We start from the raw sequence: 22,322 nt of genomic DNA, 5'->3' as shown, positions 1-22,322 counted from the left end.
GACGCCGCGCGCTGATCCACCGGGGATGACGGGACAGCCCTTAGCCCTCCGGATGCGTCAGCAGCACCGTCAGTTCCGCCGCCGTGAAGGAACGATGCGGCAGTTCACCGGCGCCCCCACCGCCCCGCTCGCCCGGGTCCCCCGGCCCACCCGGCTCGCCCGCCGCGCCCTGGACCGCCGCCAGCAGCCGGTCCGCCTGGGCCCGCCAGGGCTGCGCGCCGACCTCGCCGAAGGCGGCCCGCGCCCGCCGGAACCTCTCCGCCGCCTCCGCCGGGCGGCCGCCGATCGCCTCCACACACCCGAGATCCGTCTCCACCCGGGCGTACAGGAAACGGTCCGCCAGCTCATCAGTGATCTCCAGGGCCTGCCGCAGCGTCCCTCCCGCCGCGGGCAGCAGGCCCTGGCTCCACTGCGTCTGTCCCAGCCCCCGCAGCGCGTGCGCCTCCCCGACCCGGTCGCCCTCGCCCCGGGTCAGCCGCAGTACCGCGCCGAAGGCCTCCGCGGCCTCGTCAAGATCTCCCGCGCGCAGCCGCACCTCGGCCAGCCGGTACACGCTCTGCGCCTCCGCCCGCACCGATCCGGTGCGCCGGCTCAACGCCACCGCCTGCTCCGCGAGCGGCAGCGCGCCACCCACGTTGCCCCGGTCCAGCTCGATCTGCGCCTGGAAGCCCAGCAGATGGGCCTCGTTCCCGATGTCACCCGTCGCGTGGAAACCGCCGAGGGCCGCCTCGCAGTACTCCAGGGCCCGCTCCCAGTCCCCCTGGAACCGCGCGCACATCGCCAGGTTCCGCTGGGCGAGCGCCGCCCCGCCCATGTCACCGGCGTTGCGCAGCAGCCGCAGCGCCGCCCTGTTCCACCCCTCGGCCTGCTCGTACCGCCGCTGGTAGATCGCCAACGACCCCAGCAGCCGCAGCATCGTCGCCTCGCCCGGCTCGTCGCCGGTGCGCCGGGCCGCGGCCAGCGCCTGCTCGGCGCAGCGCTGCCAGTCCTCCAGGTAGTTCTTCGTCTCGAAGTGCGGTACCGCGCTCTCGGTCAACGTCCACGCGTACCGGGCCCTGCCCGTCTCCGCCGCGTGCGCCACCAGGTCGGTCACGGCCGTGCGCTCCGACTCGAACCAGTCCATCGGCGCGGCCAGCAGCTCGTCGGCCAGCTCCGGCAGGAAGCGCGGAGCCGGCTCGGGCGTCCGGCCCACCGGGAACTCGCGCCCGTCGATCCGCCGGTGCGCCTCCTCGGCCAGCCAGAGCCAGGAGGCGAAGGCACGTTCCAGCGCCGCGTCGGTCTCCCCCTCCGGCTCGTCGGACTCCGCCCGCTCGCGGGCGAACAGCCGCAGCAGGTCCTGGAACCGGTAGCGGGCGGCCCGCCCCGGCTCGGCGTCGGCCACCTCCAGCAGCTGCGCGTCGACCAGGTGGTCGATCAGTTCCTCCGCGTGCCACACGTCGGTGTCCAGGACGGCCGCCCCCGCCCAGGCGGCGAAGTCCGCCGTGCGCAGGAGCCCGAGCCTGCGGTACATCCGGGCCGCCTCGGGGGGCAGGTCCCGGTAGGTCAGCCGGAATCCGGCCCGCACCCCGCCCTCGCCCGGGCTCAGTACGTCGAGCCGCGACCGGTGGTCGCGCAGCCGCGCCACCAGGCTCCGTACGCTCAGACCGGGTTTGGCCGCCAGTCGCGCCCCGGCGATCCGCAGGGCGAGCGGGAGGCAGTCGCAGAGCGCGCCGAGCTGTTCCACCGCCACCGGGTCGCTGCCGAACCGGTCGGCCCCGGCCAGTTTGATCAGCAGCGCCGTCGCCTCGGCCGGCTCCAGCATCCGCAACCGCAGGGTCAGCGCCGTGTAGTCCCCGGTCAGATCGCCCAGGCTCTCCCGGCTGGTGGCCAGCACCACGCTGCGCCCGCCACCCGGGAGCAGGGGTCTGAGCTGGTCGAAGGAGCGTACGTTGTCCAGGACGATCAGTGTCTTGCGGGTGCTGAGCAGGCTCCGGAACAGCGAGGCCCGCTCGTCGGGATCCGTCGGTATCTGGGGTGCGCCGATCCCGAGCGCCCGCAGGAACCGGTCGAGCACGGCGGCGGGGGACACCGGCGCGTGCTCCTCGTCGTACCCGCGCAGATCGGCGAAGAGCTGGCCGTCCGGGAACTGGTCGGCGACCTGGCTGGCCCAGTGCACCGCGAGGGCGGTCTTGCCCACCCCGCCCACGCCGACGATGGTCGCCAGCGCCGGGGTGTGAGGGTTGTAGGGCTCCTTCAGGAGCCGGTCCAGCGAGGTCATCTCCCGCTGCCGGCCGGTGAACGCCATGACATCGGCGGGCAGTTGTGCCGGGATGGTGCTCAGGGCCGCCGGCGCGGGCACCGCCGTGGCGGGGGGCCGGGTCAGTTCGGGGGAGTCACGCAGGATCAGTTCGTGCAACTGCCGCAGCCCGGGACCCGGTTCGATCCCGAGTTGCTCGGTGAGTAACCGGCGGCCGTGCAGGAACACCTCCAGGGCCTCCGCCCGCTGCCCGGACCGGTACAGCGCCAGCATGAGGTGTTCGCGGCATTGCTCGCGCAGGGGGTGCCGGGCCACCAGCTCGGTGAGCTCGCCGGTGAGCGCGCGGTGCCGGCCCAGCTGGAGCATCAGCCCGGCACGTTCCTCGATCAGCGCGAGCCGCATCTGCTCCAGCCTGGTGGTCTCCGCCTCCAGCCGGGAACCGGACGGCTCGTCGAGCGCGGAGCCCCGCCAGACGCTGAGCGCCTCCTCGAACTGGGCGCACGCCTCTTCGGTCCGTCCGTGCCGAGCGGCGTCCCGCCCCTGCTCGGCCCGCTCCAGGAACTCCTGGACGTCGATCCGGTGCTCGCCCTTGGCCAGCAGATAGCCCGGGGGAGAGGTGATCAGCAGATCGGTCACCCCGGCCTGCTTGAAGGTCTTGCGGAGGGTGGCCACGCAGATCGCGATCTGGTTGCGGGCCGTCGCCGGGGGAGATTCCGGCCAGACGGCGTCCACCAAGGTGTCCACCGACACGATCCGGTCGGCGTAGAGGACCAGCATCGCGAGGACCGTGACCTGGCGCCGGCCGTTGATGCGCAGCGGACCGTCATCGGTCTGGACGAGCAGCGGTCCCAGCACTCTGAAGACAAACCGATTCAAAAGGTCCCCCGGCCTTGAAACCCCGCGTCAGGCGCGAACGGTACCGCAAAGAGCGTTCCTCGGTGCAGTCAACTCTTTGGAAAAACATGGGCAGTTTCAGGCCGGCTTGTCCGTATAGCGGTGGACACGTGTACGGGCTTCACGCAGAGTCGTCGGATCCGATCGACGACAACGCGCCGGACAGGCCCCGCAGCACCTCGGCCGTGCGGTACACCTCGTCCTCGCCGCCGAGGCCCTCGCACAGTTGCCGGGCCAGCTCGGCGAGACAGGAGTCGATCTCCCGTTTCGCGGCCACGCCCTGCTCGGTGGCGGTGAGCAGCTTGGCCCGCCGGTGCGCCGGGTTGTCCAGGTAGATCGCGAGTCCCTGCCGCACCAGCAGGTCCGCTATGCGCTGCACGCTCTGCCGCGTGGTCCCCACCCGCCGGGCCACGGCGGACACGGAAAGTGATTCCTCCGTCACCGTGGTGAGTATCTGCCAACGCGCGGCGCTGAGCCCCGAGGCGAGCGTGAGCCGGTCGAGGGCCGCGGTGAACCGTCCGTTCAGTCGGAAGACGGCCACGGCTGCCCGACTGAACGCCTCGGCCTCCCCGAACTCCGCCGTACGCGTCAACGTCGGTCCCCTTCCGTACGCCCCGCGGGTCGCTGCACGATAACAGCGCGTGGTCACGTGGACGAGAGTCGGCCACGGAGGCGTGACCCGCTCGATGTGCGGCCCCCCTCGGCAGTGGGCCGATGGCAGGCCCATGGTCGACACTCACCGCCTCCAGCTAGGCCAATGGCCCAGTCGCAGAGGGTCCGGTTGAGCCAGTGGGCCCCCGGATGCTTATCTGTGTCGTATCCATGTACTTACGGCGCCGCGCAGCGCCGGACGGCAACGAGGCCGGTTCCGGAGCGCGGCGCCTTCGCCGTGCCCGTCCGCCGCCCACCACCCCCGGGCGGCGCCGGTCCGGCGCGCACCACTGCAAGGGGGGCGGCACACCGCCGTGAAGAGGATGTTCGTGGCTCCGGATCCGGGGCGTATGAGATTGCGGAACTCGGCCCGCGCGGTGATCGGCGTCGCCGCCGCCGTCGCCCTCGCCGAGGCGTGCGGCCTCTCCCTGACCGCCTCCATCACCGGGGGACTGGCCGCCCTGCTCGCCCTCTTCACCGTGCTCGACGCGAACGTCCGCGCCCAGCGCCTCACCACCGCCCTGCTGCCCGTCGCCGGATTCCCCGTCCTGACCCTCGCGACCACCCTGCACGGAGTGCCGCTCGCCCGGGACGCCGCCTTCCTCGCCGTCGTGTTCGCCGGGGTCCACGCCCGCCGCTTCGGCCCGCGCGGACACGCCCTCGGGATCTTCGGCTTCATGATGTTCTTCGTCACCCAGTTCCTGCACGCCCGGCCCGGGCAGCTGCCCGAGCTGTACGTCGCCGTGGGCCTGGCGCTGCTCGCCGCCGGAGCCGTGCGCTTCCTGCTGTGGCCCATCGAGCGGCGCACCCCGCCCCCCGCGGCCCCGCCCGGCCTCCCCGGGACCGGGCTCGCGCGGCCGACCACGCGGCAGGCCTTCCAGGCCACCGCCGCCTGCGCCTTCGCGCTCGGCATCGGCCAGGCGCTCTCCGACGACCGCTGGTACTGGGCCGTCGGCACCTCCTGGTGGATCTTCGTGAACACCACCTCCCGGGGCGAGACCCTGGTACGGGGCTTCCGCCGCGTCCTCGGCACCGTCGTCGGCATCGCCGCCGGCCTGCTGATCGCCGTACCCCTGCACGGCGCGCCGATGCCCACCGCCGTCCTGGTCGCCGTATGCGTCTTCGGGATCTTCTACACGGCCGCGCCCTCGTACTCCTGGATGATGTTCTTCGTCACCGTCATGGCGGGGCTGCTCTACGGCCTGCTCGGCGTCCTGCACCCCGGACTGCTGCTCCTGCGCTTCCAGGAGACCGCCATCGGCGCGCTCGGCGCCGCCCTCGCCGTCGTGATCATCCTCCCGGTCACCACCCACGCCGCCAACGACGCCTGGATCCAGCGCGCCCTGCACTGCGTACGCGCCTGCACCGCGGCCGCCCTGGACCGCCTCGCGGGCGACCCGGACGCCGACCCCGCGCCGCATGCCGCCGAGCTGGAACTGCTGCTGGGCCGGGTCCGGACGGCCCTCGCGCCGCTCGTCCACCCGCTGAGCCCGCTGCGCGCCCGCAAGGCCCGGGCCCGGCAGGTGCTCGCACTGCTCGACGACTGCGCCCGGGACGTGCGCGGCCTCGTCGCCGTCGCCGCCGATCCGCAGGCCTCGCACGACGCCCGGCTCGCCGCCGCCTGCTGGCGCGTGGAGGCCGCGGTGGAAGCCCTGACCACCCCGCACGGAACGGCCGGGCCCGCCACCGTGCCGCAGCCGCGGCCCGCCGCCGCGGAACCGGCGCTCGCCCACCTCCACGGCCTGGAACACACCCTCGTGGCACTGGCGACCCCGCTGCGCACCGACCCCCGGGCGCCGCTCGTCATCAGCGCCTGAGCAGCCCCTCCGGGGTGTCCGCCAGTCCCGCCGGCAGCCGACCGGCGGTGTGCACCACCCCGAGGGTCTGGGTCGCCCGGGTCAGCGCCACGTACAGATCGCTCGGCCGCAGCTCGGCCGGCTCCACCACGATCACCGTGTCGAACTCCAGCCCCTTGGCCTGGCGCGGGTCCAGCAGGACCACCGCCTCGGTCAGATCCGGTTCGGCGCCCTCCCGTACCCCCGGCAGTACGGCGGCCAGGGCCGCGTGCCGCGCCCGCGGCGCGATCACCGCGAGCCGCCCCTCGGCCGGCAGCTCACGCGCCACGGCCTCCCGGGTCGCCGCCGCCAGGTCGTCGCTCGCGCGCGCCCACGGCCGCACCCCGGTGGCCCGTACCGACCGCGGCGGCTCGAAGCCGGGATCGCGGGCCCGCAGCACGGCCGCCGCCACCTCCATGATCTCCGCCGGCGTGCGGTAGTTGACCCCCAGCCGGACCCACTCCCAGCGCTCGCCCACGTACGGCGAGAGGATCCGCTCCCACGACCCGCAGCCCGCCTCGTCGGCCGTCTGCGCGGGGTCGCCGACCAGCGTCATCGACCGGGTCGGGCAGCGCCGCATCAGCAGCCGCCACGCCATCGCCGACAGCTCCTGCGCCTCGTCCACGATGACGTGTCCGAAGGCCCAGGTACGGTCGGCCGCGGCCCGCTCGGCGGTGCTGCGGTGGTCGGCCTCCTCATGACGCTCGGCCATCCGCTCCGCGTCGATGATGTCGTGGGCCGCGAGGTACTCGCTCTCCTCGTCCTCGAACTCGTACGACTGCGAGCCCTCGGACAGGTCCAGCACCCCCTGGGCGTAGGCGATGCGCCGCTGCCGGTCCCGCTCCTCGGCGGCCCGCCGGGCGGTGTCGTCCTCGCCGAGCAGCTCGGCCGCCTCGTCCAGGAGCGGCACGTCGGCCGGGGTCCAGTCGGGCCGGGCCGAGGGCGCGCGCCGGATCAGGTCGGCCTCGTGCGCGGGCAGGTGCGTGGGATCCGCGAGGAAGTCGGAGATCAGCCGCTGGGGCGTGAGAGAGGGCCAGAGCGAGTCGATCGCCGCGTGCACGGCGGAGCTCGTCGCGATCTCCTTGCCCAGCTGGGCGATGTCGTCCGAGCCGAGGAGGTTGGGACCGCCGTACGGATCGGCGCCCAGCCGGTCGGCGAGCTGCGCGGTGAGCGCGTCGATGATCGGGAAGGCGAAGGAGGGGCGCGCCTGGTTGTGCGGCAGCCCGGTGGCGCGGGCGCGGTCCCGCGCCTCGTACGCCATGGTGCGGTCCAGTCGCAGCGTCCCGTACTCCTCGTGGTCGATCTCCAGCGCCGGCTCGGGGACGGTGTCGTACTCCTCGCCGGTGTCCGCCGGTACGGTCTCCGGCAGGCCCTGCCGATCGGTCACCACCCGGGCGAGGACCTCCGCCATCGCGGCCCGCCCCTTCACCGCCGCGGCGCCCGGCCGGTCGGTGCCGGTGGCGTGCACTCCGGGGAAGAGCTCTCCGGGGGTGGCCAGCAGCACGCCCGTCTCGCCGAGGGCCGGGAGCACCCCGCCGATGTAGCCGAGGAAGGCCGGGCCCGGTCCGACGATCAGCACACCGCGCTTGGCGAGCAGCTCCCGGTGGGCGTACAGCAGGTAGGCGGCGCGGTGCAGCGCGACCGCGGTCTTGCCGGTGCCGGGACCGCCCTCGACGACGAGCACCCCGCGGTGCGTGGAGCGGATGATCCGGTCCTGCTCGGCCTGGATGGTGCGCACGATGTCGTGCATCCGTCCGGTCCGGGCGGCGTCGAGCGCGGCGAGCAGCACGGCGTCCGCGTCGGCGCCCTCGTGTCCGGTGCGCTCCGCGTCGGTCAGGTCGAGGATCTCGTCGTGCAGGGCGGTGACCTCGCGCCCCCGGCTGCTGATGTGCCGGCGGCGACGCAGCCCCATCGGGGTGTGACCGGTGGCGAGATAGAAGGGGCGGGCCACGTCCGCGCGCCAGTCCAGGACCAACGGAGTGCGTTCCGCGTCGTCGGCCCGGATTCCGAGCCGGCCGATGTGATGGTCCCGGCCGTCGGAGAACTCCAGACGGCCGAAACAGAGGCCGTTCTCGCCCGCGTTCAGGGCGGAAAGCAGACCGGACTGCTCAGCGACGAGGACGTCCCGCTCCAACCGCGCCTGAAGGCCGGTCCCGACATCGCGCAGCGCCCCTTCGACCGCCCGTTCGGCCTGGTCACGCAGGCCGTCGAGACGCCGATAGAGATCGGTGACGAATTGCTGCTCTTTCCGGAATTCCTCGGTTGACAATTGCACTCCTGCCGCGATACAGTGTCCTCGTAAGCTTCACCACGACCTCGTTCAAGGCGAAGTCGTGAACCAATGAATATACGCTCTTCTCTCCCTCGGTAGCCAATTCGGCCGGGGGATTTTTTGCGTACGGTGGATCTCATGACCACCGCACACGGCTCGGCCGACACGATCGTGTACCGCCCCGCCCGTCCCGAGGACGCGGGTGCCATCGAGGCCCTGGACGGCTCCTTCACCACCGCCACGGTCTTCGAGGTGAGCGCGCCCGGCCCGGGCGACTGCGGCGGTGACGGCCGGGGCGTCGGCTTCGGCTTCCTGCTCCGCGAGGTCCCCGTGGACCCCCCCGTGCACAAGGTGTTCCCGCCCGAGGAACACGACGAGCAGGTCTTCGGCGGCGGGAAGGACTCGGACGCCGACGCGCGGACCTTCGTGGCCCTCGACGGCGACCTGCTGTGCGGGTACGCCGCCGTCGGATACGCGCCCTGGAATCGACGGCTGACGGTCGAGGACATCGAGGTCGCGCCCGGCCACCGGGGCCGTGGCGTCGGCCGCGGCCTGATGGAGTGCGCCGAGCGATTCGCCCGCGAACGGGGCGCGCGGCACCTGTGGTTGGAGGTCAGCTCGGTCAACGCCCCGGCCGTGCACGCCTATCGGCGGATGGGGTTCACCTTCTGCGGCCTCGACACCGCGCTCTACGACGGCACGCCGGCGGCCGGTGAGCGGGCGCTCTACATGAGCCGCCCCTGCCGCTGACCGGCGCACGGTCAACTCCCGGATCGCGCCGGATCGTACGCCCCCGCGTGTCCCACCGCAGCCCGATTCGCCGGGGATCACCCCAAGGAGTGCACCCTTGCCGCCCATCACCCCACGCTGACCTGCGGCATGTACAACGGGTAATTGTTTATTGCACATTCATCCGGCACGTACAGGGTGGATCTGGTCGGACAGGGGGTAACGGCCCGGAATGGAAATTCTTCAACAGCGCTCCACCACCGCTCAGGTGTGGGAAGCGGCCGAGGAGTTCATCCGACTCTTCCACCGGGAGAACGCGGACGCCGGTGATCCGCGCGCCCGACTCGCCGCCGTGCGGGCCGAGCTCGCCGAGACCGGCACCTATGCGCACACCTCCGAGGAACTGGTCCACGGGGCGCGGGTCGCCTGGCGCAACAGTAACCGTTGCATAGGCCGGCTCTACTGGAACTCGCTGCGGGTCCGCGACCGTCGCGGGCTCACCGACGCCGACGACATCGCCGCCGAGTGCTTCGACCACCTGCGCGAGGCGACCAACCGGGGTCGGGTCAGGCCCACGATCACCGTCTTCGCCCCGGACGCCCCGGACCGCCCCGGCCCGCTGATCTGGAGCGAGCAACTGGTCAGATACGCGGGCTACGGCGACCACCCGTCCATAACCGTCGGCGACGCCCGCAACGCCCCGCTCACCGGGGCCCTGCTCCAGCTCGGCTGGCCCGGCGGCCCCGGCACCCCGTTCGACCTCCTGCCCCTGGTGGTCCAGGGCGTCGACGACAAGCCCCGCTGGTTCGACACCCCCGCCGACGCCGTCCTGGAGGTGCCGATCGGCCATCCCGACGGCGACGGCCACGGCGACGGCTGGGCGGACTGGGGGCTGCGCTGGCACGCCGTACCCGCCATCTCCAACATGTGCCTGGAGATCGGTGGCATCCACTATCCGGCCGCGCCGTTCAACGGCTGGTACATGGGCACCGAGATCGGCGCGCGCAACCTCGCCGACACCGACCGGTACAACCTCCTCCCCGCCGTCGCCCGCCGCCTGGGTCTGGACACCTCCAGCGACCGCTCCCTCTGGAAGGACCGGGCGCTCGTCGAACTCAACCGGGCCGTCCTGCACTCCTTCGACCGCGCCGGGGTCACCATCGCCGATCACCACACCGAGTCCCGGCGCTTCCTGTCCCACATGGAACGGGAGGAGCGCAAGGGGCGTGAGGTGGGCGCGGACTGGTCCTGGATCGTGCCGCCGATCTCCGGCTCCGCCACCCCGGTCTTCCATCGCACCTACGAGGACCGCAGCAGCAGTACCGCCTACGTCCACCACCCCGGCGCGCAGGAGCGCGCCCAGGGACGGGATCTGGTCTAGACCTTCTGTTACCGTCGGCTCCGGACGGATCCGGCAGCGCTGAAAGGGGCTCGACGTGGGCGGCACGGACATCAGGGACCGGAGCGGTGAACCCCGGGCCTACATCGGCTCGTTCACCTCGACGGGTGGCCGCGGCGTCACCACCGCCGGCGTGGATCCGAAGACCGGGGCGCTGACCCCGCTCTCGGTCACCCCCGCCGACGACCCCTCGTACCTCGCCCTCTCCCGCTCCACCGGCCTGCTCTACGCGGTCAACGAGACCGAGCGGGGCGCGGTCGCCGCCTTCCGGCCCACCGCCGCCGGCCTCGCCCCCCTCGGCGCGCCCGTCCGCGTCGGGGGCTCCGGACCCACCCACCTCAGCCTGGTCGGACGCAGGCTGCTCACCGCCAACTACACCTCCGGCAGCGTCAGCAGTCTCCCGCTCGCCGCCGACGGCCGCCCGGGCGGGCCCTCGCACGTCCTGTCGCACCAGGGTTCCGGCCCCGACGCGGACCGGCAGGAGGGCCCGCACGCCCATCAGGTGCTGCCCGACCCGACCGGCCGCTGGGTGCTCAGCGTGGACCTCGGCACCGACTCGGTACGGGTCTGCGCGCTCGACCCGGCCACCGGGGCGGCGCGGGTGCACGGCGAGACCGTGCTGCGCGCCGGGACCGGCCCCCGCCACCTCGTCTTCCATCCGGAGGGCGGGACGGCGTACGTGCTGCACGAGCTGGAGCCACAGGTGACCGTCTGCCGCTGGAACGCGGAGTCCGGGCGACTGGAACCGGTCGGAGAGGTTCCGGTGGCTTCCGGGGGCGCCTCAGGGGCCGCACGGGCCTACCCCTCGGCGATCGTCGCCTCGCCCCACGGCCGGTTCGTCTGGGCGGCCGTCCGCGGGGCCGACACGATCGTCACCCTCTCCCTCGCCGACGGGCCCCGCAAGCCGCGGCTCACCGGCGCCGTGGCCTGCGGGGGCGCGTGGCCGCGCGACCTCGCCGTCGATCCCTCGGGGAGCCGGCTCTACGCCGCCAACGAGCGCTCGGGGGACGTCACCTGGTTCGAGGTGGACCCGCTGACCGGGCAGCCGCGCCGGGCCGGCTCGGTGGCCGTACCCGCGGCCACCTGCGTGGTCCTCGGCTGAGGCCCGCGGGCACGCACGGGCCACGGGAAAGGGCCCCCGCCGACCACGGGTGACGTGGTCGGCGGGGGCCCTGCGCCTCGTACGGGCGGGTCAGTGTGCGGCGGCGTCCTGGGCGATCCCGAGGGCGGCGGCGTACTGCGCGACGGCCAGCTTGCCGAGCGCGCCGTAGGCGCCGAGCACCTCGGCCGTGGCGCAGTCGGCCTCCTTGCAGGCGGTGTCGAGCAGGCCTTCGGCGGCCTCCGGGCCGATCAGGTACGGGGCGAGCGCGAGCAGCGTGGAGCCCTCGCGGCGCAGCTGCTCGGCGACCGCGGCCACCGAGCCCTCCTGGTCGAGCGCGGCGGCCTTGACGGGCACGGCCAGGCGGGCGGCCAGCAGCATGCCCGTGATCCCGGCGGCCTGGACGGCCTCCTCGCCACCCGTGGTCGCCAGGACGATGCCGTCGGCGGCGGTGGTCACGGTGAAGAGCCGGGCGCGGTCGGCGCGGGCCAGGCCCGCCTCGGACAGGCGCACGTGCAGGCCCTCCGCCAGCAGCGGGTGCGGGCCGAGCACGTCGGCCAGCTCGGCGGCGGCGGAGGAGTCCATCAGCGCCTGGCGGATCCGGCGGAGCAGATCGCTGTCGGGGCCGGCGAGCAGCGGGACGACCACGGCGTCCGGGCCGGTCGGCGCGGGCACCTCGTGGCCGGCCGCGCGGGCGAAGTCCGCGCGCGCGACACGCTCGGTCGCGACGGCGGACAGCACGCCGGACAGGGACGGGAACTCGGTCGCGTCGTCACCCTCGAGGAAGCCGATGCGGGCGTCGAGGCCCGGCAGCTCGGAGCGGCCGATGCTGATGATCTCTTCCGCGAGCCCTCGCGAGGCGGCCGAGGGGGCACCGGGCACGGCGAGCACCAGCGCGGGCGCGCCCTCGGGCGCCACCGCGGGCTCGGGCCGGCGGTGCCGTCCGGTCTGGCGGGGTCGCGGCATTCGTACGGGCAGGCCATTTGCGGGCCCAGTGGGGGAGCTCATGGCGCCGCATGCTACTGGCTTATCGGAACAAGGTGTTCGGGCAGGGCCTTCCCGCGAGGCATCTGTCCGTATTTATCCGGTGAATATCAGATACGTTCAACTGACTGACGGCAAGCGCCAGTCCACAGGCTGTGAACCCTGCCCCACCAGCAGCTCGTTCGTCCGGCTGAACGGCCGGGAGCCGAAGAACCCGTAGTCGGCGGACTTGGGGGAGGGGTGCGAGGACTCCACGACGGGCAGTTCGCCGAGCAGGGGACGCAGGTTGCGGGCCGCCCGTCCCCAGAGGATGGAGACCAGCGGCTTGCCGCGCGCGGCCAGGGCGCGGATGGCCTGGTCGGTGACGGCTTCCCAGCCCTTGCCCTGGTGCGCGTTGGAGCGCCGCGGCGCGGTCGTGAGCGACCTGTTCAGCAACAGCACGCCCTGCCGGGTCCACGGGGTGAGGTCGCCGTTCGACGGGCGGCCGGTGCCGATGTCCCGGTGCATCTCCAGGAAGATGTTGTCGAGGCTCGGGGGCACCGGTCGTACGTCGGGTGCGACCGAGAAGGACAGTCCCACCGCGTGTCCCGGCGTGGGGTAGGGGTCCTGCCCGACGATCAGCACCTTGACCTCGTCGAAGGGCTGTTGGAAGGCGCGCAGCACATGGGCCCCGGCCGGTACGTACGTCCTCCCCGCCGCGATCTCGGCGCGCAGGAAGTCGCCCATGGCGGCGATCTGCCCCGCCACCGGCTCCAGAGCACGGGCCCAGCCCGGCTCGACGATCTCGTTCAACGGTCGTGCTGCCACGGTGGATCACTCTACTGGCCGAACGTGGCCGCCCGCACACACAGGACGTCGGGCAGGTGCTCGGTGAGGAGTTGCCAGCTCTCGCCGTCGTCGTGGCTGGCGTACACCTCGCCGTTGCGGTTGCCGAAGTAGATGCCCGCCGGGTCCGCGTCGTCCGTGCACAGCGCGTCGCGCAGCACTGTGCCGTAGTGGTCCCCGGCCGGGAGCCCACGGGTCAGCGGCTCCCAGGTGGCGCCCGCGTCCTGGGTGCGGAAGACCCGACACCGGTGTTCGGCGGGGACCCGGTCGGAGTCGGCGTTGAGCGGGAAGACGTAGGCGGTGTCCGGCCGGTGCGGATGGGCCGCGACCGCGAAGCCGAAGTCGGAGGGCAGGCCGCCGCCGATGTCGGTCCACCGGCCGCCCGCGTCGTCGCTGCGGTAGACGCCCCAGTGGTTCTGCAGGTAGAGCCGGTCCGTGTCCCCGGCGTCCTGGGCGATCTTGTGCACGCACTGGCCGAACTCGGGGTTCGGATCCGGCAGGAACACCGCGGAGACCCCCTGGTTGGACGGGTTCCAGCTGGCCCCGCCGTCCGTGGTCCGGAACACGCCGGCGGTGGAGACGGCCACCGTCACCGCGTCCGGGTCGCGCGGGTCGGTGATCACGGTGTGCAGACCCTCACCCCCGCCGCCCGGTACCCACTTCCCGCGGCTCGGGTGTTCCCACAGCGGGCGGACCAGCTCGAAGGAGTCGCCCCGGTCGGTCGAGCGGAACAGCGCGGCCGGTTCCGTCCCCGCGTACACCACGTCGGGGGCTTCGGGGCCGGCCGGTTGCAGCTGCCAGACCCGTTCCAGGGAGGCCCCGGTGTCCTTCGGGAACTTCACGGCGGGCGCGGCGGGCTCCCGCCAGGTCGCGCCGAGGTCGTCCGAGCTGAAGACGGACGGGCCCCAGTGGGTGCTGTCCCCGCCGACCAGCAGCCGGGGCACCGGTCCGCGGCGGTCCACGGCGACCGCGTAGACGGCCTGGGCGTTGAAATGGGGTCCGTCGAACTCCCAGGGCGCCGCGCCCCGGCGACTTCCGATGAAGAGTCCCTTGCGGGTTCCCACGAGCAGCACTACGTCGGTCATGGCCGGTACCTCCGGGCCTCGTCGCCCTCCGGGGGCGTTCCTTGCGGAGTATGTTTTCGGCCAGTCTGCACCCACCCGGTGACAGTGACCCGGCGGACGGTGCGGGGCTACGGATGAGCAGATCCATACCGATCATTTACCGCCCTGAAATGATTGCTACTTGCATGTAGGTGTCCGTAATGGATTGACTTCAGGTCACTGCCGCCGCACGCGAGAGGACGTATGTGGCCACCGAGCATCTTTCCCCGCTCGACCTCGCCTTCTGGCGGATCGAATCCGCCGACCACCCCATGCACCTGGGTGCCCTCGCCGTCTTCCGCGCCGCCGGACCCGGCGCCGCGGAGAGGGCCGCCGAGCTGCTCACCGCCCGGTGCGTGGCCGTACCCCGCCTGCGCCGTCGGATCCGCGACGTGCTGCTGCCCGTCGGGGCGGCCGCCTGGTCGCCCGACCCGGGCTTCGACCCGGCCCGGCACGTGTTCCTCGTCCGTACCGACGAGAGCGTTCCGCACGCCGCCGCCGGACCGCTGATGGCCCGGCCGCTGGACCGGACGCTGCCTCCCTGGGAGGCGCACGTACTGGCCGGACCCGATCCGGAATCCTTCGCGGTCCTCTTCAAGTTCCACCACGCCCTCGCCGACGGCCTGGGCGCGCTGGCCCTCGCGGCCACCCTGTTCGACGAGGCCACGGCCCCGCGGCCCCCCGTGCCTCCGGTGCCCGAGCAGCGGGGCGGCTCCGTCCTGCGCCGGCTCCCCGGCGTCCTGGCGGCGCGGGTCCAGGACGTCGGTCAGGCCCTGGAGATCGGGGCCGCCGTGGCCCGCGCCGGACTGCCGCTCGGGGTGCCGACGGCACTCACCGCGGACCCCACCGGCTCGGGCGCCCGTGCGGTCGCCGGTCTCGCGCTCGACCTGGACGAGGTCAACCTCGTCCGCAAGGGCGCCGGCGGCACCGTCAACGACGTGCTGATCGCCCTGGTGGCAGGCGCGCTGCGGCGCTGGCTGGCGGAGCGGGGCGACCCCGAGCCCTGGGGCGCGGGCCCGCGCGCGCTGATCCCCGTGTCCCGCCGTCGTGGGCCCGGCGGCTCGGGAGGCGCCGGGAACCGGCTGTCCGGCTATCTGCTCCGGCTCCCGCTCGCCGAAGCCGATCCGCTGCGCCGTCTGGACCACGTGCGCGCCGCCATGGACCGCAACAAGGACGCCGGACCCGCCCGCGGCGCCGGGGCGGTCGCCCTGCTCGCCGACCACGTCCACCCGCTCGGCCACCGACTCGGCGGCCCGCTCGTGGCTCAGGCGGCCCGGCTGCTCTTCGACATCCTGGTCACCAGCGTGCCGCTGCCGAGCTTCACCTTCACCCTCGGTGGCAGCCCGGTCCGCGAGGTCTACCCGCTCGCCCCGCTGGCCCGAGGGCAGTCGCTGGCCGTCGCCGTCTCCACGTACAAGGGGACGGTCCACTACGGACTGGTCGCCGACGCGGGCGCCGTCCCGGACCTGGCGGCTCTGGCCGGGGCGCTGCGCGCGGAACTCGACGAGCTTGTACGAGAGGTCTCGTAGTACGAGGGAATCCGTAGTACGGTGACTCTCGTACTTAGTCGTCCCCGGCATGCCCGGTCGTCTCTGGAGAGCCTGATGAGTGCTGCCCCCGCCGCCTTCGCCGCCCTGTTCGCGCCCTACACGCTCCGCTCCGTCACCGTCCCGAACCGGGTGTGGATGGCCCCGATGTGCCAGTACAGCGCCGAGGCGTTCGGACCGAACGCGGGCGTGGCCGGCGACTGGCACTTCGCGCACTACACCGCCCGCGCCACCGGCGGTACCGGACTGATCCTCCAGGAGGCCACCGCCGTCTCCCCGGAGGGCCGGATCTCCCCCTACGACCTCGGCATCTGGAACGACACCCAGGTCGAGGCGCTGCGCCGGATCACCTCCTTCGTCAAGTCCCAGGGCGCCGTCCCCGGAATCCAGATCGCCCACGCCGGCCGCAAGGCGTCGACCGACCGGACCTGGAACGGCGGCCGCCCGGTCGGGCCCGAGGCGCACGGCTGGCAGCCGGTCGCCCCGAGCTCCGTGCCGTTCGCCGAGGGCTACCCGGCCCCGCACGAGCTGACGGTCGAGGAGATCCGGGAGATCACCGGCCAGTTCGCGGCCGCCGCCGAGCGCTCGCTGGCCGCGGGGTACGAGGTCGTCGAGATCCACGGCGCCCACGGTTACCTGATCGGCGAGTTCCTCTCCCCGTACAGCAACAAGCGCACCGACGAGTACGGCGGCTCCTTCGAGAACCGCACCCGCTTCGCCCTCGACGTCGTGGACGCCGTCAGGGCGGTGTGGCCCGAGGAGCTGCCCCTCTTCTTCCGGATCTCCGCCACCGACTGGCTGGAGGAGGAGGGCTGGACCGCGGACGAGACGGTTCGGCTCGCCGACCTGCTCCTGGCGCACGGCGTGGACCTGCTCGACGTCTCGACCGGCGGCCTCGCGCCGCACGCCGTGATCCCCGTCGGCCCCGGCTACCAGGTTCCCTTCGCGGCCCGGGTCAAGGCCGCTACCGCCCTCCCCGTGGCCGCCGTCGGCCTGATCACCGAACCGGAGCAGGCCGAGAAGGTCCTCGCCAACGGGGAGGCCGACGCGGTCCTGCTGGGCCGGGAACTCCTGCGCGACCCGTACTGGGCCCGCCGCGCGGCCAAGGAGTTGGGCGGGGAGCTCCGTACGCCCGAGCAGTACCACCGTTCCTGGTGACGCGGGTTCGGCTCCGGGGGACAGACCCCGGAGCCGTACCGCCGGTTTCCCCGACCGGCCCGCCTTCTTCGACGCCTCTCGTACCATGGGGCCCGCGGCATCCGGACCGCACCGACCGAGCGAGTGGAGCAGGGACATGACGGAACGGGACACCTCCCGCACCCTCGTCCACCCCGAGGCGGGCGAGATCCGCCTGGAGGGCGTGCTGCACGCGCTCTCCGATCCGGTCCGGCTGTCCATCGTCCTGGACCTGGCCGCCTCGGCCGAGGACCTGGCCTGCTCCTCCTTCGACCTGCCGGTCACCAAGTCCACGACCACCCACCACTTCCGCGTCCTGCGCGAGAGCGGCGTCGTGCGCCAGGCCTACCGCGGCACCACCAAGCTCAACGCCCTGCGCCGGGAGGAGCTCCAGGAACTCTTTCCCGGCCTCCTCGACAGCGTCCTCGCGGCGGCCGCGGCCGAGGCGGCCCGGCTCACGTCCTGAGGGCGTCGGGCGACCTCACCGCTCGGGGGTGCGGGTGTTCTCGGCGTTCACCGTCACGCCTTCGGTGATGTTCTCCTCCGTCAGCACCAGAGGGCCGAAAACCGGGTTGATGGGCAGGTCGTAGCCGGGTGGCGCCTGGGTCTCCTGCCAGTAGTAGACGCCGGTCGGCAGGGTGCGGGTGCACGTGCCGTCGGCCGCGGTGGTGCAGGAGTCGCCGATCGAGGTGTCCGGATCGGCGCCCGTGGTCTGGAGTCCCGGGATGCCGTTGGTCTCCTCCCAGAGCTGGAGGACTCCTCCGGCCAGGGGGTCGCCCGTCAACGAGTCCTCCTTGATCACGGTGACGTCGCCGAGGGGCTCACCGGGGCCTTCGCAGCCGGGAGACCCGGCGTCGCATCGGGGCGGGGGGCACCACGCCCGGTCGGCGGCCCCGGCGTACGCGGGCGTCGCGACCAGCAGCGCCGCCGTCGCCGCCCCGAGGACCCAGGGCCGCCACCGCACCCACGACCGGCGGAAATCGTTCGCTGCCATGACACTCCATCCGCACGCTGCTCCGGGGCTTCGATCCAGCGACATGATCGGCCCGTGGGCGCGGGGCGGCGCGGCGACACTCCCGCGTGAGCCCCTTCCGGCCGGAGGACCACCCGGAAGCACTTCCGTGGCCGGCCACGGGACAGCCCTCGGCCCGGCAGGACCGACGCCGAGCCGTCTCGTCCTACGCCGGGCCCGCGCCCGCCGCGCCCAAGAGGCCCGGCCAGTCGGGGATCTTGACGGAGCGTCGGCCGAGGGAGCGCCCCAGATCGGCCTCGGCCGCCTCGATGGCCAGCCAGCCCGGCCATCGGACCGGGCACAGACCCGCCGCCCGCAGGATGTCCAGCGGATCTCCCGGGAGGTCGCGCCGAGCCAGTGCCCCCGCGTCCTGGAGCAGCGCGGACACGGTCTCCTTGGCGCAGGGCCGGTTCGTGCCGATCACCCCGGTCGGGCCGCGCTTGATCCAGCCCGCCACGTACTCACCCACCGAGGCCCGGCCCGCGCGCAGCACCCGGCCCGCCGCGTGCGGCACCGTGCCCTTCGCGGGGTCGAAGGGCAGCCCGGCGAGCGGAACGCCCTTGTACCCCACCGAGCGCAGCACCAGCTGCGCCGCGATGTCCTCGTGCACGCCCGTCCCGGTCACCCCGCCCAGGCCGTCCGGGGCGGTGCGCTCGAAGCGCATCCCGCTGACCCGGCCGTCCGGCCCGCCCAGGATCTCCACCGGGCGCAGGTAGAACCGCAGCGCGATGCGCCGGGGGCCTCCGCCCGGATCCGCCCGCGCCCAGCCGCGCAGCACCTCCAGGTTCCGCCGGGCCACCGCCGGCAGGGCGGCGGCCGCCACCGGGTCGGCGTACACGGGGTCGAGGGCCAGTTCGGCCGGATCCGCCCCGATGTCCACACCCGGCAGCGTGCCCAGTTCGCGGAGTTCCTTGGTGGTGAACCGGCCCTGCGAGGGGCCGCGCCGGGCGACCATCGACACCGCGCGCACCCCGCTCCGCGCGAGCGCGCCGAGCGCCGGTTGCGGCATGTCCGTGGGCGCCAGCTCGGCCGTGCCCCGGGCGAGGATCCGCGTCACGTCCACCGCGACGTTGCCGGCCCCGACCACCACCGCCGCGTCCACGCCGGGCAGGTCGAACGCCTCGGCGGCGGCGTCCGGGTGCCCGCTGTACCAGGACACGAAGGACGTGGCGGAATGCACCCCTGCCAGGTCCTCGCCGGGGATCCCCAGCATTCGGTCCCGGGCCGCGCCCACGCAGTACACGACCGCGTGGTACAGCTCCAGGAGCCGGGCCGTGGGCAGGGCGTCGCCGCCGACCTCGACATTGCCGAGGAAGCGGATCCGCTCGTCCTCCAGCACGGTGCGCAGGCTGCCCTGCAGCGACTTGATCTTCTCGTGGTCCGGGGCGACCCCGTAGCGGACGAGCCCGTAGGGTGCGGGGAGCCGGTCCAGCACGTCCACCCGCACCCCGGGCACCTCGCGCTGCTGCACCAGCGTCTGGGCCGCGTAGACCCCGCTGGGGCCCGATCCGACGACGGCGACACGAAGCACGGCGGAGCTCCTCCCGCAGGTGGTCCCAGCATGACACCGGCCCCTCGTGGAGTCAGCCCATCGCGCGCATCCGGTGGATCTCGGCGCTCTGGGTGGCCACCACCTCGGTGGCCATCTCCTCCACGGCCACGTTGTTCCCGCCCGCCAGCGCCTCGCCGGCCATCCGCACGGCGCCCTCGTGGTGGGCGGTCATCAGCTTCAGGAAGAGCCGGTCGAAGTCGGCCCCCCGGGCCGCGGTGAGCTCCGCCAGCTGCTGCTCGGTCGCCATGCCCGGCATCGAGCCGTGGTCATGGCCCGCCGCCGGTGCCGCGGGCGTGGCGGGGGTCGTGCCGGCGGTCGTGACGGGGTGGCGGGCCAACCACTTCTCCATGGCGCCGATTTCGGGTCTCTGGGCCGCCGTGATCCGCTCGGCCAGCCGTTTGACCCCGTCCGCTGCGGCCCGGTCCGGTGCCAGCGCGCTCATCGTGAGGGCTTGCCGGTGGTGTTCGATCATGTGTGACACATAGGCGCGGTCGGCGGCGTTCGGGCTGTCGTCGGGTTTCGCCTTCGCGGCTTCCTCGGGGGTGAGGTGACGGGCCTTCTCGCCCGGCCCGCCCGGGGCGACGATCGTGGCGCGGTCCGATCCGTCGTCCCCCTGGCAGCCGGGGAGCGTCAGCAGGAGGCCGGCGGTCACGGTCACGACCGCCACGGCGAACCGTCCGGGCCGCGCCGATAACACCTGGCGGCCCTGGACCCTGTGGGCTTTTGCCATGTCCATGAAGAGAAGATACTGCCGGGGTCGTGGTTCCGCTCCCTCACGTGCGGAACCGATCGGGCTCTCAAAGGAGGGCACAGTGACCTCGCTCCACAGCAGGCGGGCACGGAACAGGAGGGTGGGGGTGGCCGTCGCCGCGGCCGGACTCCTCGCCACGCTCCTGGCGGCCGGACCCGCGGCCGCCACCCCCGACCCGGGTGAGTTATCACGCGGTACCGCGCACCAGCACGACGCGGGCCTCACCGAGGGCCGGGAACTCGCCCCGGGAGACATCCCCGGCCAGGACGAGATCGTGCACAGCGCCAACGTCAAGCCACTGGCCAACATCCCCAGCACCGACCCCACGGGGATCAACACCGACCTGGCCTTCCAGGGCAGGTACGCCTACGCGGGCAGCTACAGCGGCTTCACCATCTACGACATCGCGAACCCGAAGGCGCCGAAGACCGTCACCCAGGTGCTCTGCCCCGGTGGCCAGAACGACATCTCCGTCCACGGCGACCTGCTCTTCCTCTCCACCGACTCCTCGCGCAGCGACGACTCCTGCAACAGCGTCTCGCAGCCCGCCACGGAGAAGTCCTCGTGGGAGGGCATCAAGATCTTCGACATCAAGGACAAGAAGAACCCCAGGTACGTCAAGTCCGTCGAGACGGCGTGCGGTTCGCACACCCACACCCTGGTGCCGGGCGACCGCGACCTCTACCTCTACGTCGCCTCGTACTCCCCGAACGAGGCCTTCCCCGACTGCAAGCCGCCGCACGACGGCATCTCGGTCGTGAAGGTCCCGAAGAAGGCGCCGACGAAGGCCGCGGTCGTCGCCTTCCCGGTCCTCTTCCCCGACGGCGGCAACCCGGGCGCACCCACCAACCCCGGCGTCTCCAAGACCACCGGCTGCCACGACATCACCGTGTTGCCGTCGAAGAACCTGGCCGCCGGCGCCTGCATGGGTGACGGCATCCTCTTCGACATCAGCAGGCCCGAACAGCCGCGGGTCATCGACCGGGTCCAGGACAACGTGAACTTCGCGTTCTGGCACTCGGCCACCTTCAACGAGCGCGCGAACAAGGTGGTGTTCACCGACGAACTCGGCGGCGGTGGCGGCGCCACCTGCAACGAGGCCACCGGTCCCGACCGTGGCGCCGACGGGATCTACGACATCACCGGCCGCGGGGACCAGCGCGAACTCGTCTTCCGCGGCTACTACAAGATCCCGCGCCACCAGGCCGACACCGAGAACTGCGTGGCGCACAACGGTTCGCTGATCCCGGTCGGCGGCGGCCGCGACATCATGGTGCAGGCCTGGTACCAGGGTGGCGTCTCCGTATGGGACTTCACCGACTCCACCCGGCCCAGGGAGATCGCGTACTTCGAGCGCGGGCCGCTGACGACGGACCAGCTCGGACTGGGCGGTTCCTGGTCGGCGTACTACTACAACGGGCACATCTACTCGAACGACATCGTCAAGGGCCTCGACGTGCTGCGGCTCGACGACCGGCGCACCGAGAGCGCCGCACGGGTGCGCATGGACCGACTCAACGTGCAGACCCAACCCGAGTACCACTGACCCCAGGAGCGCCCGGGTGTCAGGTCTGTGAGGGGAACGTTCCGCCGGGCGGCCCGCCGTCCGGCGGGACTCCGAGCTCCCAGTCCAGCCCGTAGCGCTGGAACAGCTCCGCCCGCAAGCGGCCCGCCGGCATCGGGGCCCCGGGCAGCAGGATCGCCACGACCGCCCCCATCAACAGGGCCCGCAGCAACGGATAGTCCGCGTCCGGGTCCGCCGAGCCGTACCGCACGACGGTGTCCCGCAGCAGCTCCGCCAGCCGCTGCTGCTCGGGACACTGCACGAAGCCCTCGGCCGTCAGGATGCCCGCCATGTGCGTGCGCATCAGGAGGGGTTCGTCCCGCGCCAACCCCAGCACCGCGTCGACGGCGCGCGCGAGCCGCTCGCGCCCGCACTCGCTGCGGGGCTCCCGCTCCAGGGCGTCGGAGAGGGTGAGGTGCATCAACCGGTGCACCGCGGACTGCAACAACTGCCGTTTGCCCGGGAAGTAGTACGAGACCAGGCCGCGTGCCGCGCCCGCCCGGTCGGCGATGTCGCCGAGCGTCGTCGCCTCGTAGCCGTGTTCGGCCACGAGTTCGACCGTGGACTGCAGCAATCGCTCCCGGGAACGTCTGCGCAATTCTTCATTGACCGATGCGCTGCGCGGGGACATGCTTACTCCTGCGTTGACTGGCTACCGGCCAATATACTCAGCGCACGGGGTCGCCTGCTCTG

At 73.1% G+C, this 22,322-nt stretch carries 18 protein-coding genes; 8 read left to right on the top strand and 10 right to left on the bottom strand.

Translation table 11 applies throughout. The annotated features are described in order from the left end of the window. Positions 1-40 precede the first annotated feature (40 nt). Complete coding sequence (locus ACGFYY_RS07250) at positions 41-3,091, bottom strand: BTAD domain-containing putative transcriptional regulator (protein WP_393707513.1); 3,051 nt, start codon at positions 3,089-3,091, stop codon at positions 41-43. A gap of 160 nt (positions 3,092-3,251) precedes the next feature. After that, the gene (locus ACGFYY_RS07245) at positions 3,252-3,722 is read right to left on the bottom strand and encodes a MarR family winged helix-turn-helix transcriptional regulator (RefSeq protein ID WP_393707512.1); all 471 of its coding nucleotides are present in this window, start codon (positions 3,720-3,722) and stop codon (positions 3,252-3,254) included. Positions 3,723-4,104: 382 nt separating this feature from the next. On the opposite strand from ACGFYY_RS07245, the gene ACGFYY_RS07240 reads away from it, so the two are divergent. Further along, a complete protein-coding gene (locus ACGFYY_RS07240; RefSeq protein ID WP_365266432.1) occupies positions 4,105-5,598 on the top strand; it encodes an FUSC family protein in 1,494 nt (497 codons plus the stop codon). Here ACGFYY_RS07240 and ACGFYY_RS07235 read toward each other — a convergent pair. Further along, complete coding sequence (locus ACGFYY_RS07235; RefSeq protein WP_393707511.1) at positions 5,588-7,885, bottom strand: HelD family protein; 2,298 nt, start codon at positions 7,883-7,885, stop codon at positions 5,588-5,590. The genes ACGFYY_RS07240 and ACGFYY_RS07235 overlap by 11 nt on opposite strands. Positions 7,886-8,026: 141 nt before the next feature. Between ACGFYY_RS07235 and ACGFYY_RS07230 the strand changes: the two genes are divergently transcribed. From ACGFYY_RS07230 to ACGFYY_RS07220, 3 genes are all read left to right on the top strand, one after another. Beyond that, a complete protein-coding gene (locus tag ACGFYY_RS07230) occupies positions 8,027-8,638 on the top strand; it encodes a GNAT family N-acetyltransferase (RefSeq protein ID WP_393707510.1) in 612 nt (203 codons plus the stop codon). A 211-nt stretch (positions 8,639-8,849) separates the two neighbouring features. Then, a complete protein-coding gene (locus ACGFYY_RS07225; RefSeq protein ID WP_393707509.1) occupies positions 8,850-9,998 on the top strand; it encodes a nitric oxide synthase oxygenase in 1,149 nt (382 codons plus the stop codon). Between the two features lie 55 nt (positions 9,999-10,053). Further along, positions 10,054-11,118: a lactonase family protein gene (locus ACGFYY_RS07220; protein WP_393707508.1), complete on the top strand. Its 1,065-nt coding sequence runs from the start codon at positions 10,054-10,056 to the stop codon at positions 11,116-11,118. Between the two features lie 90 nt (positions 11,119-11,208). On the opposite strand, the gene ACGFYY_RS07215 is transcribed toward ACGFYY_RS07220, so the two are convergent. The 3 genes from ACGFYY_RS07215 to ACGFYY_RS07205 all read right to left on the bottom strand — a co-directional run bounded on the left by ACGFYY_RS07215 (position 11,209) and on the right by ACGFYY_RS07205 (position 14,009). Further along, positions 11,209-12,123 carry a sirohydrochlorin chelatase gene (locus tag ACGFYY_RS07215; RefSeq protein WP_393707507.1) on the bottom strand — a complete coding sequence of 305 codons (915 nt, stop codon included), beginning with the start codon at positions 12,121-12,123 and terminating at the stop codon, positions 11,209-11,211. A 96-nt stretch (positions 12,124-12,219) separates the two neighbouring features. Next, a complete protein-coding gene (locus tag ACGFYY_RS07210) occupies positions 12,220-12,906 on the bottom strand; it encodes a uracil-DNA glycosylase (RefSeq protein ID WP_365278582.1) in 687 nt (228 codons plus the stop codon). A gap of 11 nt (positions 12,907-12,917) precedes the next feature. Next, complete coding sequence (locus tag ACGFYY_RS07205; protein ID WP_393707506.1) at positions 12,918-14,009, bottom strand: WD40/YVTN/BNR-like repeat-containing protein; 1,092 nt, start codon at positions 14,007-14,009, stop codon at positions 12,918-12,920. 224 nt (positions 14,010-14,233) lie between these two features. Between ACGFYY_RS07205 and ACGFYY_RS07200 the strand changes: the two genes are divergently transcribed. The 3 genes from ACGFYY_RS07200 to ACGFYY_RS07190 all read left to right on the top strand — a co-directional run bounded on the left by ACGFYY_RS07200 (position 14,234) and on the right by ACGFYY_RS07190 (position 17,216). Next, positions 14,234-15,556: a wax ester/triacylglycerol synthase family O-acyltransferase gene (locus tag ACGFYY_RS07200; protein ID WP_393707505.1), complete on the top strand. Its 1,323-nt coding sequence runs from the start codon at positions 14,234-14,236 to the stop codon at positions 15,554-15,556. A gap of 75 nt (positions 15,557-15,631) precedes the next feature. Next, positions 15,632-16,732 carry an NADH:flavin oxidoreductase/NADH oxidase gene (locus tag ACGFYY_RS07195; protein WP_393707504.1) on the top strand — a complete coding sequence of 367 codons (1,101 nt, stop codon included), beginning with the start codon at positions 15,632-15,634 and terminating at the stop codon, positions 16,730-16,732. Positions 16,733-16,868: 136 nt separating this feature from the next. Then, on the top strand, positions 16,869-17,216 hold the full coding sequence (locus ACGFYY_RS07190) for an ArsR/SmtB family transcription factor (protein WP_393707503.1): 348 nt from the start codon (positions 16,869-16,871) through the stop codon (positions 17,214-17,216). 15 nt (positions 17,217-17,231) lie between these two features. Here the strand turns inward: ACGFYY_RS07190 and ACGFYY_RS07185 are convergent, their stop codons facing one another. The 3 genes from ACGFYY_RS07185 to ACGFYY_RS07175 all read right to left on the bottom strand — a co-directional run bounded on the left by ACGFYY_RS07185 (position 17,232) and on the right by ACGFYY_RS07175 (position 20,050). Continuing rightward, positions 17,232-17,744, bottom strand: coding sequence for a collagen binding domain-containing protein (locus ACGFYY_RS07185; protein ID WP_393707502.1), 513 nt, complete (start codon positions 17,742-17,744; stop codon positions 17,232-17,234). 184 nt (positions 17,745-17,928) lie between these two features. Next, on the bottom strand, positions 17,929-19,293 hold the full coding sequence (locus tag ACGFYY_RS07180; protein WP_393707501.1) for an FAD-dependent oxidoreductase: 1,365 nt from the start codon (positions 19,291-19,293) through the stop codon (positions 17,929-17,931). A gap of 52 nt (positions 19,294-19,345) precedes the next feature. After that, positions 19,346-20,050 (bottom strand): DUF305 domain-containing protein, encoded by a 705-nt coding sequence (locus ACGFYY_RS07175; protein WP_393707500.1) that lies wholly within the window; start codon positions 20,048-20,050, stop codon positions 19,346-19,348. Positions 20,051-20,126: 76 nt separating this feature from the next. Here ACGFYY_RS07175 and ACGFYY_RS07170 point away from each other — a divergent pair, with 76 nt between their 5' ends. Next, positions 20,127-21,611, top strand: coding sequence for an LVIVD repeat-containing protein (locus ACGFYY_RS07170; RefSeq protein ID WP_393707499.1), 1,485 nt, complete (start codon positions 20,127-20,129; stop codon positions 21,609-21,611). A 19-nt stretch (positions 21,612-21,630) separates the two neighbouring features. On the opposite strand, the gene ACGFYY_RS07165 is transcribed toward ACGFYY_RS07170, so the two are convergent. Continuing rightward, a complete protein-coding gene (locus ACGFYY_RS07165; RefSeq protein WP_365276356.1) occupies positions 21,631-22,260 on the bottom strand; it encodes a helix-turn-helix domain-containing protein in 630 nt (209 codons plus the stop codon). Between the last annotated feature and the right edge of the window lie 62 nt (positions 22,261-22,322).

The organism is Streptomyces sp. NPDC048331 (assembly GCF_043201215.1).
In the GTDB taxonomy this organism is placed as follows: Bacteria; Actinomycetota; Actinomycetes; order Streptomycetales; family Streptomycetaceae; genus Streptomyces.
Note: the sequence above shows the minus strand (reverse complement) of the source record. Positions and strands in the feature narration are given on the sequence as shown.